This is a genomic window from Marinobacterium sp. YM272 (genome assembly GCF_050908845.1).
In the GTDB taxonomy this organism is placed as follows: domain Bacteria; phylum Pseudomonadota; class Gammaproteobacteria; order Pseudomonadales; family Balneatricaceae; genus Marinobacterium_D.
Genome location: NZ_CP194171.1, coordinates 554065 through 567816, shown reverse-complemented (window position 1 = coordinate 567816; position 13752 = coordinate 554065). Strand labels below are relative to the sequence as shown.

Here is a 13752-nt window from a genome sequence, read left to right as displayed (position 1 = left end):
GGATGTTGCCATCGGGTGGTGTTTCACAGCATCAACAACTCGTAGGCTTCACGCACACGCCGGAATTGATCGGCATCACCGCCCCGGTCCGGGTGATGGCGCGCAGCCATACGCCGGTAGGCAATACGAATCTGCGCGTCACTGGCGTCGGACTCAAGTGCCAGGGTGGATAAGGCGTCGCTGCGCCGGTCATCGTTCATGTAGCGCTGCCAAAAGCCATCAAGCAGTCGGCGCACGTAGTCGCTGCTGCTATTCTCGAATTCCTGCCAGTCCAGATAATAGTCACGCAGGGGCTGATCATCCGCCAGCAAACCGGTTGCCCCCGATGACGGCGTGGCGACCCGCGGATGCAACTGGATATGCAGCGCCGAAATACTCAGCTCAAAACCCTCTTCCGCCAACACCGGACGCAGGCGGTAAAGGGCATTCATGATCAGGAAATGCTTGCGAAACAGCAGCAGCTCGGCACTGACGTCCGCCTCCTTGTCCAGAGACAGGCCTTCGAACTCGAGCTGTTTCATCAGCGCGTATTCGCTCAAGCCCTCCGGGTGGGCGTGCAACAGTCTGGCAATGGGGGCCAGCAGCGGGTTGTCCGGCATAGCGCTCTCCCCTCAGTGTCCGGTGTAAAAATCAGGCCAGCCCCGCCAACGTCAGCAGCTGACGCCGATCCACCTTGTCTATCTGTTCCGGTTTCAGGAATTTTTCAGCGTAGCGAAGATAGGTACCGGACTCCAGAAACAGGCGGAACAGGTCGCCGTCCAGATGCCGGTCCTTCACCATGAAGGCGAGAATACGCAAGGATTCCGACAGGGTCTTGGCATCCTTATAGGGCCTGTCCGCTGCGGTAAGCGCTTCGAACACATCGGCAACCGCCATGATCCGCTCCTCGACACTGAGCTTGCCCGCTTCCAGCCCGCGCGGATAGCCGGTGCCGTCGACTTTTTCATGGTGGTTGCCGGCAATATCGGGCACCCGTCTCAGCTCCTTGGGCAGTGGCAGCGCAGTGAGCATCCGGATGGTCTGTACGATATGGTCGTTGATAATAAAACGATCCTCATCGGTCAGGGTGCCCTTCTGAATAGACAGATTGTAGAGCTCGCCCAGGTTGCGGGCATTCTCCGGCAGGGTCATATCAAAGCCCCAGACATTCTCCGGGTTACCAGCCTCAACCGGTGGCCGGCGTTCTCCCCAGGGGATCTTATGCTCGGGCCGGTCCGCCAACAGGTACTCGGTGACCGGCAGTTCCTCGGCCTCAGCGGGAAGCCGTGTCAGCTCATCCCGTGACAGCCCCAGGCGCATATCAAAGTGGCGCCTCCAGCGCCGCTGACCAATCTTGTGCAGCCTTTCGATATCCTCATCCGGCATGAACTCTCCACCGGCATTGGAACGTGCTACCAGCGCAAACTCCTGCTGCAGGGATTTTTTCAGGCGGTCCCGCTTGGCACGCAGATCGGCCTCCACGCCACCCTGGAGTACACCGCGCAGATAGGCAATATCGGCATCGCGCCAGAGTACCTCGAAGCGGGTGCGGATCTCGTGGATACGGTTGTACAGGCTCTCCAGCTTGGTGGCCTTGTCAACCACATACTCCGGGCTGGTGACCTTGCCGCAGTCATGCAGCCAGGCCGCAATCCGAAACTCCCGGCGCTGCTGTGCATTCATGGCAAAGCTGGCAAAGGCTTTATCGTCCGATGCCTCGACTGCATCCACCAGCATATCGGCCAGCTGGGGCACGCGGTCGCAATGGCCACTGGTATAGGGTGACTTGGCGTCGATCGCATCGGCCAACAAACGGATGATCGATTCGATCAATGCATTTTGCGCTGCCACCTGGCGCTGAGTATCGATCGCGGTGGCGGCGGAGCCCGATACCTCTTCGACAAATTTACTGTAGCTGGACTCGTAGTCGACTCGTTCGGGGGGTAATACCAGCGCCAGTATCCCCAGCAGATCACCGTTGCGGTCCCGCAACAGGGTGGTCATCACCGACTCTCCCTGCCGCGCCAGCCGCTCGCGCAACCGCGCGCGCTGTTCATCGTCGCTGCCATCGGTTACCGGGAACTGTTCCGGCGCACTGCGCAGGCCGCTGTTTGTGGCGCGCCTGAGCAGCTTTGCCTCTTCATCGTAAAGGTAAATCGCACCGGAGGTCGCGGAGGTAATCGTGACCAGCTCCGCGGTCACCCGATGCAGCATCCGGTCGAGATCACGCTCATGCGCCAGCAGATGGGATATTTTCTGGAATCCGTTGATCGCACCCGACATCTGGCCGATCAACTCGGACAGGCGCGTTACTTCGTGGACCCGCGAGTTACCGTTTACCTCTTGACTGAAATTAAACTGCATCAGTGCACTGACCTGATCCGACAACCGCCGCAACGGCTTGGATACCATACGCCCGGCCCAGACACCGAGCAGCAACAGTATCACCATTACCACGACCGACCAGATAATCAGCTGCAGGCCGCGTTTTTTTGCATCAGCCAGCAAGGTATCGGTGGGAATCGCAAACAGCAGGCGAGTGACCCCGGAACCACCGGTACGCATCTCCTCGACAAAACCCAGCCAGTTTCTGCCATCGATCTCCAGTCGTTGCATCCCGTCGCCGAAACCGTAATCGGACAGGCGGGTCAGTACCGGAACGTCCAGCTCGTTGATATAGGCCAGCCGTAGCCCCTCATCGGCATCCTCGCGGACTACAAGACTGAGGTCGGAGTAGGCCACCACCTGATCCGTTGGCGTGACCACCGCCATCTCCACCTCACTCTTACCCCTGAGCAGACCGATGACTGAGGAAAAATCGTTAACCGAGGCATCAACGCCGATCACGGCCGCGCCGGTGGCACTGCGCTGCGCCAGCGTCACGCCGATTTCAGCGGTGGTGAAAAAGATATAAGGACTGGTCAGAACGGTATCGTCGGTGCTTTCCGCGCCGGTATACCAGGGACGCACCCGGGGGTCGTAGTCGTACTCCGGCTTATCGCGGGTTTCAACGAGATTCAGCTCGGCATCGTAAAACTCCCAGCGGCCGCGAAAGCTGTTATCCCCTGCATTCCGCTCCACACTCTGCAGCAGATAACCGGCAGCGTCCGGTGCCGATACCGACTCTTTGACCTCCGGGTAGCGCAGACGCCGCAGCAGCACAAAACTGCCATCTTCATAGCCCACATACACGGAGCTGAGCAGGGAACTTGTTCCCAGTGCAGTGACCAGCGTCGGCAAACGCGCTTTACGTCCAGCAAGATCCTGTGCCTCGGTAATCGGGTCCCGGGACAGCATCTGCACGGTACTTTTCACCGGGCTGATCAGGGAATTGATATGCGTATCCAGACTGTCGGCCAGTTGACTGGCGCGAACCCCGGACTCATTGATCAGTGTTTCGCGCTGGCCGTAGTAGGTGCTGCCGATAAGTACCAGTGCCAGCACCAGCATACTGACGACGATGGCGCCACTGACAAGCACCTGAAGGGGAAAGTGTAAACGTCGACCATCCATGCCTGATTCTCGGTACTTTTAGAAAGTGTTAGCCCAAAGCACAGCGAAGATGTGCCCTGCCGCCTGAGCGGCCAGGATCCATGGGCCCGTAATAAAGATGACGGGCCCCAACAGCCCGACGCAATGTCGTTCAATGCCGGCAGCGGCAGAGCTCAGTCAATCCTGCTCTGTGTCTTTGCCGTGTGATCCGCGATATCACTTTGCATCTCTTCCATGATCCAGTCACGAAACGCGCGCATCCCGTAGGTGAGCGCACGTTTCTGCTTGTATACCAGATAGAATGCGTTCTGGGTATCAAACGCCAGATCAAAGGGTGCCGCCAGTTTGCCGGTTTCTATTTCACGTTCCACCAGCACCCGGTCGGCCAGGGCGATGCCTATGCCCTCAATGGCGGCAGATACAGCCAGCGAGGTGCTGGAGAAGGACATGGTACGCGTTGCAGCCGCCAGACTAACGCCGATCTCCCGCAGGGCACGGTTCCATTCATGGCGCCGCCCAGAAATATAGATCAACGTATGGTTCACCATATCTTCCGGGCTTTGGACGGCGTTATCGCCCTCCAGAAAGGAGGGTGCGAACACCGGCGTCTGCACGATATTACGTAGCAGGTGCGCCTCGACACCCTCCCAGTTACCGCGACCGTAATACACCGCCATATCGGTATCCGAATGCTCGAAGTCGATATACCCCATGGTGGAACTGAAGCGCAGCTCCACATCGGGGAAGCGCTGCTGGAAGCGGGTGATACGGGGCACCAGCCAGCGGGTCAGGAAGAATGGCGCCACGCTGATGTTGACCGCCGTGGTGTTGGTGGCAGTCATCAGACGCCGGGTGGCACTTTCCACTTCATCCAGCGCGAGCTGCACCGAGCCGAGATAGCGCTCACCGGCGCCGGTCAGATAAACCTGGCGCTTTTCACGACGGAAAAGCTTCTGGCCCAAAAATTCCTCAAGCGATTTGAGCTGGTGACTGACCGCTGACGGCGTCACGCACAGCTCCTCCGCCGCCTTGTTGAAACTCCCGTGGCGGGCTGCGGCCTCGAAAACACGCAGGGCATTGAGTGGTGGCAGGCGTCTGATAACCCTATCCTCGATAAAGTTAGATTTTCTCAACTATAGACTGAAAAAGGGTCGTTTGCCCATAGTCCGCTTCGACTTTAGTATTGTGCCCATAAAGTGATCAACAACGGAGACAAACCATGAGCAACTCAATTACTGAAATCGAAGTAAAATACAACGAACTCGACATGATCGACGTGGACTACTACATCGAACAGGCCCGCGCCGAACGTGCCAGCTACGTTGCAAACCTGTTCCGCAAAGCGTTTTTCAAAACCTCTGAAAAAAGCGGCAAGGCACGCGTTTCTTACAACCTGCAGCAGTCAGCGGCTCACTAAGAGCGTGATTGCGAGAGTGGTTAACTGAACAACCACTGCATCGCAACACCCCCACCCGGCAGGTCCTCTGCCAGACAGAAAAGAACAGGCGACTAACACTAAAAACTCTGGGGTTACCCAGGCGCCCTTTCTGTGCCTTTTTCAAGGTCTTCCTGTTTACTGTCCACACGTCCCAGCAGCACGTAGTTCACCGGCACCAGCAGCAGTACCACCAGCATCGAAAAACTCAAGCCACAGACGATGGTTACCGCCAGGGGCTGGAGCATCTCCGCACCCTCGCCAAAACCGATCGCCAACGGCAGCATGCCCACTACCGTCGTCAGCGTCGTCATCAGGATCGGCCGTAATCTCAGCCGCGCCGCCTCGGTAATCGCCTGATTTCGCGCCAGCCCCCGGTCACGGCCAAGTTCAATATATTCAACCAGCACTATGGCATTATTGACGACGATCCCGGCCAGCATGATGATGCCGAGCCAGATCGGCATCGACAGCGGTAACTCCAGCAGCGTAATGCCCAGGGCAACACCGATCAGGCTGAACGGTACACTGGCCATGATGACCAGCGGGTTACGCAGAGACTCATACTGCACCGCCATCACCACGAACACCAGGAACAGGGCCAGCAGCAACAGAATGCGACTGGTCTGCTGCCCGGCCTGAAGCGCTTCCAGGCCGCCGCCATCGTAGAAGGTATAGCCGTCCGGCAGATTCAGCCCCGCAGAGACACGATCAATCTCCTGGTACACACCACCCAGCGTCGCCCCTTCCGCCAGGCTGGCACTGATCTCAACGATGCGCATCTGGCGGTCACGCAGGATCTCGCCCAGCGCCTGGGTCAGGGCGATATCGGCAATGCTGCCAAGATAGACCGGCGGCGAGTCGCTGTTGCCCGGGAACAGCACGATCGACTCCAGGTCCGCCGGCGTCGACGCCTCTTCCCGCGGCAGCCGCAACAGCACGTCGTAACTGGTGTCACCATCGATAAAGTCGGTCACCACCCGCCCCTCCAGTGCGATCGACAGCGCATCGGACAGGTCTTCGACATCGTATCCCAGCGCGGCGGCGCGCTCCCGGTCGATACGTATATCCAGCTCCTGGTTGCGACTTTCGCTGGACCAGCCCAGGTTACGCAGCCCCGGTATGGTGCTCAGCTGCTCCACCGTCTGTCGCGCCAGCCGGTCCAGTTCATCCAGGTCCGGTCCCTGGATGCGCAGGCTGAGATCGTCATCGCCGCCACTGGTGCGCAGGCCGCGGATACCACGCTGGCGCATGCGTACCTGGAAGCCGGGTATTTTCAGTGCCTTGATTTCGGCATCCACCCGCCGGATCCACTCCCCGGAGCTGATATCCCGCTGATCCAGCGGCAGCAGCTGGGCGCGGATAGTGGCGCGGTTGGAGATTGTCCGTGAGGAACTGCCAAATACCCAGCCCCCGGCGATAGTGAAGATAGACGCGGTTTCCGGCTGCTCGCGGAGCACCGCCTCGACACGGCTGACCTGGGCATCCAGCTCATCGATTCTAATACCCGCGTCGGCGGTTATACGGATGTAGATATCACCGTTATCCAGATCAGGCAGGAAAGTCTGCTGGCCACTGAGGAAAGTAGGCACTGCCAGTGCCAGCGCCGCTATAAAGCCTGCCAGTACCAGCCAGCGGGCACGCAAAACCCAGCCGACCAGCACCGCGTAGGCCTCACCAAGACGCTCCATACCGCCATCGACCAGGCGGCGCAGGCGCCCCTCTTTCACCGTATGCACCCGGGCCGCCAGCGCCGGTACCAGGGTCAGCGCGATGATCATCGAGGCCAGAATCGCGGCCGAAATGGTAAAGATCAGCTCACGAAACAGCAGGCCGATCAGACCGCCGATAAACAGGAACGGCAGGACCGCGGCCAGGTTGGTCGAGGTGGAGGCTATGATGGCCGAGTTCACCTCAGCCGCCGCCACCGCCGCATCCTTTTCACGCTGTTCGCCCTTCCGCTGATGGCGGTAGATGTTTTCCAGCATGACGATGGTGTTATCCACCAGCATCCCCACCCCCAGCGCCAGACCACCCAGCGTCATCACGTTGAGTGTCAGGTTGCCAAGCCCCATCAGTACGAAGGTCACCATCACCGCGATCGGAATGGCACTGCCGATGATCAGGGTACGCCTGAGGTTGCCAAGGAAGATGTAGACCACCGCCATCGACAGCAGCGCGCCACTGATCACGGCCAGGGTGGAATTACTCAGCGCCTGACGGACGAATATCGACTGGTCCGATACCGGCGTGATCGAAATATCCCCGGGCAGCAGATTGTTCTGTCTGAGCCAGTCCAGCTGTGCCTGCACCGCATCGGCCACGGCTACCGTGTTGGCGGTAGGCTGCTTCTGGATCGACAACTGCACCGAGGGCACACCGTCGGCACGGATTCGCAGCAGCTCCTCCTGGTGGGTATCGAGTACCTGCGCCACCTCGGCCAGTGCCACGGTGGAACCGTCATCGAGACGCAGCGGCAGGTTTGCCAGCGCTTCCACGCTCTCAAAGCGACCATTGATCTGCCCCGCCAGCTCCTGGCGGTTCATCCGCAGCCGCCCGGCAGGGTCCTGGCGGTTACCGCGTTCCAGGGCATCGATCAGGTCATCCATGCTCAGCCCCAGCCCCGCCAGGCGGCGCTGGTCCGGCAGGATGTGGATCTCCCGCACCAGACCACCGCCCACCTCGGCCGCGGCGACACCGGGCAGATTGATAAACCAGTTGGAGAGGTTATCCTCGACCCAGCTGCGCAGCTCCACCGGATCACGCAGAGGCGAGCTGACGGCGAACTCCATGGCAGGAATCTGTGACGGGTCGAGCTTGTAGATGGTGGGGTTGTCTATACTGTCCGGCAGCTGCCGGCGCGCCCGGTCCAGGCGCGTGCTGGCATCGCGCAGGGCGAGATCGATATCCTTGCCGTAGGGGAAGGTCAGATCGACTTCGGAGCGTCCCTCGCTGGTTTCCGACTGCACCGAGATCGCATCCTCGGTAATCGCCAGCTGCTCCTCCAGCGCCTTGGTGACCCGGTCCTCCATCACCCTCGCAGGCACACCGCTGTCACTGATACGAACACGCACTTCCGGGTAGATGATATGGGGCAGCAGATCCACCGACAGGCGCCCCAGGGCGAACAGCCCCAGCACGATCACTGCCAGCGCAATCATCGTCACACCGATCGGGTTGCGGATCGACCATCCGGCCAGGCCGCCGCCGTGACGCAGTACCGGTGTTTTATCCGCGTTCATCCTGCGCCCCCCACCAGATTGACCACTTCCACCGCCTTGCCCGGCGTCAGGCCGAGGAAACCGCGGGTCACCACCCGCTCACCGGAAACAAGCCCCTCCAGCACCTCGATGCTGCCGCCGAGCCGGCTACCGGTGCGGATCACACGCCGCTCGGCCTGCTCCTCGTCGTTGATCACGTAAAGGAAGGCTTCGTTGTCGTAACGCAGTGCGCTGAAAGGCACCGTCAGCCGCTGCCGCACCGCGGTCTTCAGCTCAACGCGCACAAACTGCCCTGCGCGGGCACCAGCCGGAGCCGGGGCCAGGCGGATCTCCAGCGTACCGCGGCGGGTTACCGGGTCGATCTGCGGATAGATACGGCTGACCAGCGCCGGTTGAGGTTGCTGCCCAAGCGCGTCGATCAGCACCGCCACCGGATCACCGACCTGGAGCTGAGCCAGCACCAGTTCCGACAGGTTCACATCAACCACCAGGGATGACGGGTCCGCCAGCGTCAGCAGGTGATCGTAGCGCTCGGCCACATTGCCTGGCTCGCTGAGGCGCTCCGTCACCACGGCGTCGAAGGGCGCCTCCATGCGGGTGTAAGAGAGCCGGGTTTCCAAAAGGCTTACATCAGCGGCGGCCACATCCGCCGCGGTCTCCCGCCCAAGCAGCTCTTCGCGGGACACCAGCCCCTTGCCGGCCAGATCCCTGAGTCGCTGCAGGTTCTGCTGCGCCTCTCTCCGCTCAGCCCGCGCCCTGGTCAGCTCAGCGCGCAGCAGCTGATCATCCAGACTGGCCACCAGCTCTCCACGGCGGACAGTATCACCGGGGTAGTAGGGCAGCTCGGTGATCCTTCCCTCCTCCTGGGTATGGATCTCCACGCGGCGCTCGCTCCTCAGAGTGCCTGGACGGCTGCGCTCCAGCGCCAGCTGCTGCGGGTGAACCTGCACCACCTCAACCAGGTGAGCCCGGGGCGCCTGCTTTTTCTGGACCGCCGGTGCCTCCTTCTGCTCACAGCCGGCCAGTACCAACGCTGCCATCAGCGCCCCAAGGCGCCAGAATTTCCATCTCATTACGCCACTCAACCTCGCTCATTTTCTGCTCAGGGCGGATCTCCAGTAATCCAACCGCGCCCATCCCCGCGTCAGGGGCAGTGGCTCCAGGCGCTGGAACTATCTCCTTAATCGCCTGATCGACTCCCCAATCTTACTTTTACACTAAGCTGCGCCTATTGGATGACTGTCATGTAAAAAATACCCCAGATCCAAGAGCCGCTCAGGCAATCCCCGGCGCCGGTATGCGTCGCTGCCACCAGCGATTAACCCAGAGCGAAAACAGGATCACGGCGCCGCCGACCGCCAGGCGTCCCAAGTCCGCATCGCGGTTCCAGATCAGCAGATTCACCAGCAGCCCCGCCGGGATCAGTGCATTGTTCATGATACCCAGCGTACCGCCGTCCACCAGGGTCGCGCCCTTGTTCCAGAGGTAGAAACCCAGCCCCGAGGCCAGCAGTCCCAGCCAGGCCAGAACGCCCCACTGCAGCGATGTCTGTGGCAGTTTGTCGGGGTTACCCAGCGCCAGAAATGCCGGTAGCACAACGATCAGCGCACCCACGAAGAACAGGCCGAAACTCCGGTACAGCGGCCCCTCCGGGGTGTAATGTTTCACCAGGTGCGCATAACCCACCTGCCCGGCGGCAAACGCCAGGTTGGCCAGCTGCAGAATCAGGAAGCCGGAGAGGAATTCGCTGGAGATATTGTCGTAGCGGATGATCGCCGCACCGACCACCGCCAGGGCGGTTGAAACCAAGGGCCCCAGCGTAAAGCGCCCCTTCAGCCCCTCATCGATCAGCGCCACATAGAGCGGCGTGGTGATGGTGAACAGCAGCACCTCCGGCACCGTCAGGTATTCGAACGACAGGTAGAGGCAGACATAGGTCACACCGAACTGCAGCGCGCCACAGGCCGCAATACCGGCGATCAGACCCCGCGGCAGCCCTTTCAGCCGCAGCAGCGGCAGGAACAGCGCGCCCGCCAGCAAAATACGGGTCAACACCGCGAAATAGCTGTCCACCCGCCCGGCGAGATATTCACCGATCAGGCTGAATGAGAACGCCCAGAGCAGGGTCACGAACACCAGGTAGCGCACGGTTATTTCCTTGACTGTTTTATAACTGAGAGTACGAAAAAGGGCGGCCTGAGGCCGCCCTTGAGATCATCCGTCGATCAACGATCAGTTGATCTTGGCGTCCAGTTTGCCAGCATCGTAATGCTCAGCCATGGTTTCCAGCGGGATCGCTTTGATCTTGTCAGCGTGACCGGCGGTACCGAAGGCTTCATAGCGGTCGATACAGATATCGCGCATGGCGCCGATGGTTTCCTTGAGGAATTTACGCGGGTCGAACTCGGACGGGTTCTGCGCCATGAAGCGACGCACCGCACCGGTGGAGGCCAGACGCAGGTCGGTATCGATGTTGACCTTGCGCACACCGTGCTTGATGCCTTCGACGATCTGCTCAACCGGCACACCGTAGGTCTCCGGAATCTCGCCGCCGTATTCGTTGATGATCGCCAGCCACTCCTGCGGTACAGAAGAGGAGCCGTGCATCACCAGGTGGGTGTTCGGGATACGGGCGTGGATCTCTTTGATACGGCCGATAGACAGGGTATCGCCGGTGGGCGGCTTGGTGAACTTGTAGGCACCGTGGGAGGTACCACAGGCGATCGCCAGGGCGTCCACGTTGGTGGCCTTGACGAACTCGGCCGCTTCGTCCGGATCGGTCAGCATCTGGTCGTGGGACAGTACGCCCTCGGCACCGATACCGTCCTCTTCACCGGCCATACCTGTTTCCAGGGAGCCGAGGCAGCCCAGCTCACCCTCAACGGACACGCCGCAGGCGTGCGCCATCTCAACGGTACGGCGGGTCACGTCCACGTTGTACTCATAGGAGGTCGGGGTCTTGCCGTCGGTACCCAGGGAGCCGTCCATCATCACGGAGGAGAAGCCCAGGGCGATGGAGCGCTGGCAGACTGCCGGGCTGGTGCCGTGATCCTGGTGCATGCAGACCGGCACATCGGGAAACTCTTCGATGGCCGCCAGGATCATGTGCTTGAGGAAGTTGGACCCGGCGTACTTACGCGCACCGGCAGATGCCTGCACGATCACCGGAGAGTTGGTCTTGGATGCGGCTTCCATGATGGCACGCATCTGTTCCAGGTTGTTGACGTTAAAGGCCGGAATGCCATAGCCGTACTCGGCGGCATGGTCCAGCAGCTGACGCATAGAGATCAGTGCCATGTTGTTTCACCCTTAGATTTAAGTCGTGTAATCCGTTTGCGGGCCGTGCGAAACGACCCGTTTAATTACTGCGCCGCACGCTGCTCGAGCATCGCTACCGCCGGCAGCACCTTGCCCTCGACAAACTCGAGGAATGCACCGCCGCCGGTGGAAATATAGGACACCTGCTCGGCAATACCGTATTTATCAACAGCCGCCAGCGTATCGCCACCGCCGGCGATGGAGAAGCCGGCACTGTCAGCGATCGCCAGAGACAGGGTCTTGGTGCCTTCGCCAAACTGGTCGAACTCGAACACGCCGACCGGGCCGTTCCAGATAATGGTGCCCGCATCCTTTAGCAGCGCTGCCAGGTTCGCGGCAGACTGCGGACCGATATCAAGAATCATATCGTCCTCGGCCACGTCATCAACCGCCTTGATGGTCGCGGTGGCGGTTTCGGCAAACTCGGTGGCAACTACCACGTCCACCGGAAGCGGGATACTGACCTTTTCCATCAACGCCTTGGCGGTGTCGATCAGGTCATGCTCGCAGAGTGATTTGCCCACCGGCTTGCCAGCCGCCGCCAGGAAGGTGTTGGCGATGCCGCCACCGACGATCAGCTGATCGCACTTCTCGGACAGTGCATTGAGCACTTCCAGCTTGGTGGACACCTTGGAACCACCGACGATAGCCGCCATCGGACGCGCCGGCTTATCCAGTGCCTTACCCAGCGCATCCAGCTCGTTGGCCAGCAGCGGCCCCGCACAGGCGATCGGGGCAAATTTGCCGACGCCGTGGGTGGAAGCCTGGGCGCGGTGTGCGGTACCGAACGCGTCCATCACGTAGATGTCGCACAGCGCCGCCATCTTCTGGCTCAGCTCCATGTTGTCTTTCTTTTCGCCGTTATTGAAACGGACATTTTCCAGCAGTACCAGTTCGCCCTCATTCAGGTCGAAATCACCGTCGAGCCACTCTTTAACCAGCGGCACTTCACGGCCCAGCAGCTTGCCGATGTGGCTGGCAACCGGTGCCAGGGAGTACTGTTCTTCGTACTGACCTTCGGTGGGACGCCCCAGGTGGGACATCACCATCACCTTGGCACCCGCTTTCAACGCCATCTCGATGGTCGGCAGTGAGGCGCGGATACGCGCATCCGAGGTAACCTGTCCATCCTTGACCGGTACGTTGAGATCTTCACGGATCAGCACGCGCTTGCCTGCCAGATCCAGATCCGCCATTTTCAGTACGCTCATTGCAGATTCCTGTAGTTTTCGTCAGTTAAGTCTTGTTTGTTAGTGTCTTTATGGCCGAACCCGTTCCCGGTTCAACGCAGATCCATCCAGTGCTGCGCCACATCCAGCATGCGGTTGGCAAACGCCCACTCATTGTCGAACCAGCATAGCAGCTTCAGCATCCGCCCTCCGGCGATGCTGGTCTGGGTGCTGTCGACCACGCCGGAGCGCGGATCACGGTTGAAGTCCACCGAGGCGTGAGGCTCATCGGTATAACCGAGAATCCCCGCCAGCGGCCCTTCCCGGGTGGCGCTGCGCAGCATGGCGTTGACCTCTTCCACGCTGGTGTCCCGCTTCAGATTGATCGACATATCCATCAGCGACACATTGATCGTCGGCACCCGCACATGACGGCACTTGAAGCGCCCGGCCAGGTGCGGCAGCAGACGGTCGATACCGCGATCGAGCCCCGTATCCACCGGAATGATCGACTGCAGCGCACTGCGCGTCAGGCGCAGGTCGGTGCGGTGATAGGCATCGATCACCGGCTGGTCGTTCATGGCGGAATGGATCGTGGTGGTCAGGCCATGCTCGATACCGAAGTGGCGATCCAGCAGATCCAGCACCGGGATCACGCAGTTGGTGGTGCAGGACGCCGCCGAGATGATGCGGTGTTCCGCCTTCAGCGTGCCCTGGTTCACCCCAAACACCACGGTGGCATCCACCTCCGGCAGTGCCGGCTGGGAGAACAGCAGACGACCGGCACCGGCCGACAGATGCTGTTCCGCCACTTCACGGCTCTTGAAGGAGCCGGAGCACTCGAAGATCAGGTCGATCCCCAGTTCATCCCAGGGCAGCTGCTGCGGATCTTCCTGGCTGATGACACGGATACGGTCTTCGCCAATCAGCAGGTAATCACCGTCCCGATCCACCGGCAGCGGAAAACGCCCATGGGTGGTGTCGTAGCGGGTCAGGTAGGTCAGGGTCTCGATATCGGACAGTTCGTTCAGCGCAACCACCTCGAAACGGTCGGTCATACCACGCTCATATAACGCGCGCAGTACACACTGCCCGATTCGACCATAGCCGTTAATCGCTACCCGATATGCCATCGATA

General features: G+C 60.5%; 10 protein-coding genes. 1 reads left to right on the top strand and 9 read right to left on the bottom strand.

Annotation, left to right across the window (positions count from 1 at the left end; genetic code table 11):
• Positions 1-23: 23 nt before the first annotated feature.
• From ACQUQP_RS02680 to gcvA, 3 genes are all read right to left on the bottom strand, one after another.
• Entirely contained in the window at positions 24-599 is a 576-nt protein-coding gene (locus ACQUQP_RS02680) for a DNA-J related domain-containing protein (RefSeq protein ID WP_432697272.1), read from the bottom strand.
• A 31-nt stretch (positions 600-630) separates the two neighbouring features.
• On the bottom strand, positions 631-3492 hold the full coding sequence (locus ACQUQP_RS02675; protein ID WP_432697271.1) for an HD domain-containing phosphohydrolase: 2862 nt from the start codon (positions 3490-3492) through the stop codon (positions 631-633).
• Positions 3493-3644: 152 nt separating this feature from the next.
• A complete protein-coding gene (gene gcvA / locus ACQUQP_RS02670) occupies positions 3645-4604 on the bottom strand; it encodes a transcriptional regulator GcvA (protein WP_432697270.1) in 960 nt (319 codons plus the stop codon).
• Positions 4605-4690: 86 nt separating this feature from the next.
• On the opposite strand from gcvA, the gene ACQUQP_RS02665 reads away from it, so the two are divergent.
• Positions 4691-4888, top strand: a complete 198-nt coding sequence (locus tag ACQUQP_RS02665; RefSeq protein ID WP_432697269.1) for an RSP_7527 family protein — start codon at positions 4691-4693, stop codon at positions 4886-4888.
• A 113-nt stretch (positions 4889-5001) separates the two neighbouring features.
• On the opposite strand, the gene ACQUQP_RS02660 is transcribed toward ACQUQP_RS02665, so the two are convergent.
• The 6 genes from ACQUQP_RS02660 to ACQUQP_RS02635 all read right to left on the bottom strand — a co-directional run bounded on the left by ACQUQP_RS02660 (position 5002) and on the right by ACQUQP_RS02635 (position 13747).
• Positions 5002-8148, bottom strand: coding sequence for an efflux RND transporter permease subunit (locus ACQUQP_RS02660; protein WP_432697268.1), 3147 nt, complete (start codon positions 8146-8148; stop codon positions 5002-5004).
• Positions 8145-9200: an efflux RND transporter periplasmic adaptor subunit gene (locus ACQUQP_RS02655; protein ID WP_432697267.1), complete on the bottom strand. Its 1056-nt coding sequence runs from the start codon at positions 9198-9200 to the stop codon at positions 8145-8147. Before ACQUQP_RS02655 ends, ACQUQP_RS02660 begins: the two co-directional genes overlap by 4 nt.
• A gap of 202 nt (positions 9201-9402) precedes the next feature.
• On the bottom strand, positions 9403-10275 hold the full coding sequence (locus tag ACQUQP_RS02650; RefSeq protein WP_432697266.1) for a carboxylate/amino acid/amine transporter: 873 nt from the start codon (positions 10273-10275) through the stop codon (positions 9403-9405).
• 84 nt (positions 10276-10359) lie between these two features.
• On the bottom strand, positions 10360-11424 hold the full coding sequence (gene fba / locus ACQUQP_RS02645; protein ID WP_104005152.1) for a class II fructose-bisphosphate aldolase: 1065 nt from the start codon (positions 11422-11424) through the stop codon (positions 10360-10362).
• Between the two features lie 65 nt (positions 11425-11489).
• Positions 11490-12656, bottom strand: a complete 1167-nt coding sequence (locus ACQUQP_RS02640; protein WP_432697265.1) for a phosphoglycerate kinase — start codon at positions 12654-12656, stop codon at positions 11490-11492.
• 71 nt (positions 12657-12727) lie between these two features.
• On the bottom strand, positions 12728-13747 hold the full coding sequence (locus ACQUQP_RS02635) for a type I glyceraldehyde-3-phosphate dehydrogenase (RefSeq protein ID WP_432697264.1): 1020 nt from the start codon (positions 13745-13747) through the stop codon (positions 12728-12730).
• Positions 13748-13752: the final 5 nt, after the last annotated feature.

Excerpts from the sequence above, each read along its gene's own strand:
- ACQUQP_RS02680 (WP_432697272.1), bottom strand. The coding sequence starts at position 599 with ATGCCGGACAACCCGCTGCTGGCCCCCATTGCCAGACTGTTGCACGCC.
- ACQUQP_RS02675 (WP_432697271.1), bottom strand. The coding sequence starts at position 3,492 with ATGGATGGTCGACGTTTACACTTTCCCCTTCAGGTGCTTGTCAGTGGC.
- ACQUQP_RS02665 (WP_432697269.1), top strand. The coding sequence starts at position 4,691 with ATGAGCAACTCAATTACTGAAATCGAAGTAAAATACAACGAACTCGAC.
- ACQUQP_RS02660 (WP_432697268.1), bottom strand. The coding sequence starts at position 8,148 with ATGAACGCGGATAAAACACCGGTACTGCGTCACGGCGGCGGCCTGGCC.
- ACQUQP_RS02655 (WP_432697267.1), bottom strand. The coding sequence starts at position 9,200 with ATGAGATGGAAATTCTGGCGCCTTGGGGCGCTGATGGCAGCGTTGGTA.
- fba (WP_104005152.1), bottom strand. The coding sequence starts at position 11,424 with ATGGCACTGATCTCTATGCGTCAGCTGCTGGACCATGCCGCCGAGTAC.
- ACQUQP_RS02640 (WP_432697265.1), bottom strand. The coding sequence starts at position 12,656 with ATGAGCGTACTGAAAATGGCGGATCTGGATCTGGCAGGCAAGCGCGTG.
- ACQUQP_RS02635 (WP_432697264.1), bottom strand. The coding sequence starts at position 13,747 with ATGGCATATCGGGTAGCGATTAACGGCTATGGTCGAATCGGGCAGTGT.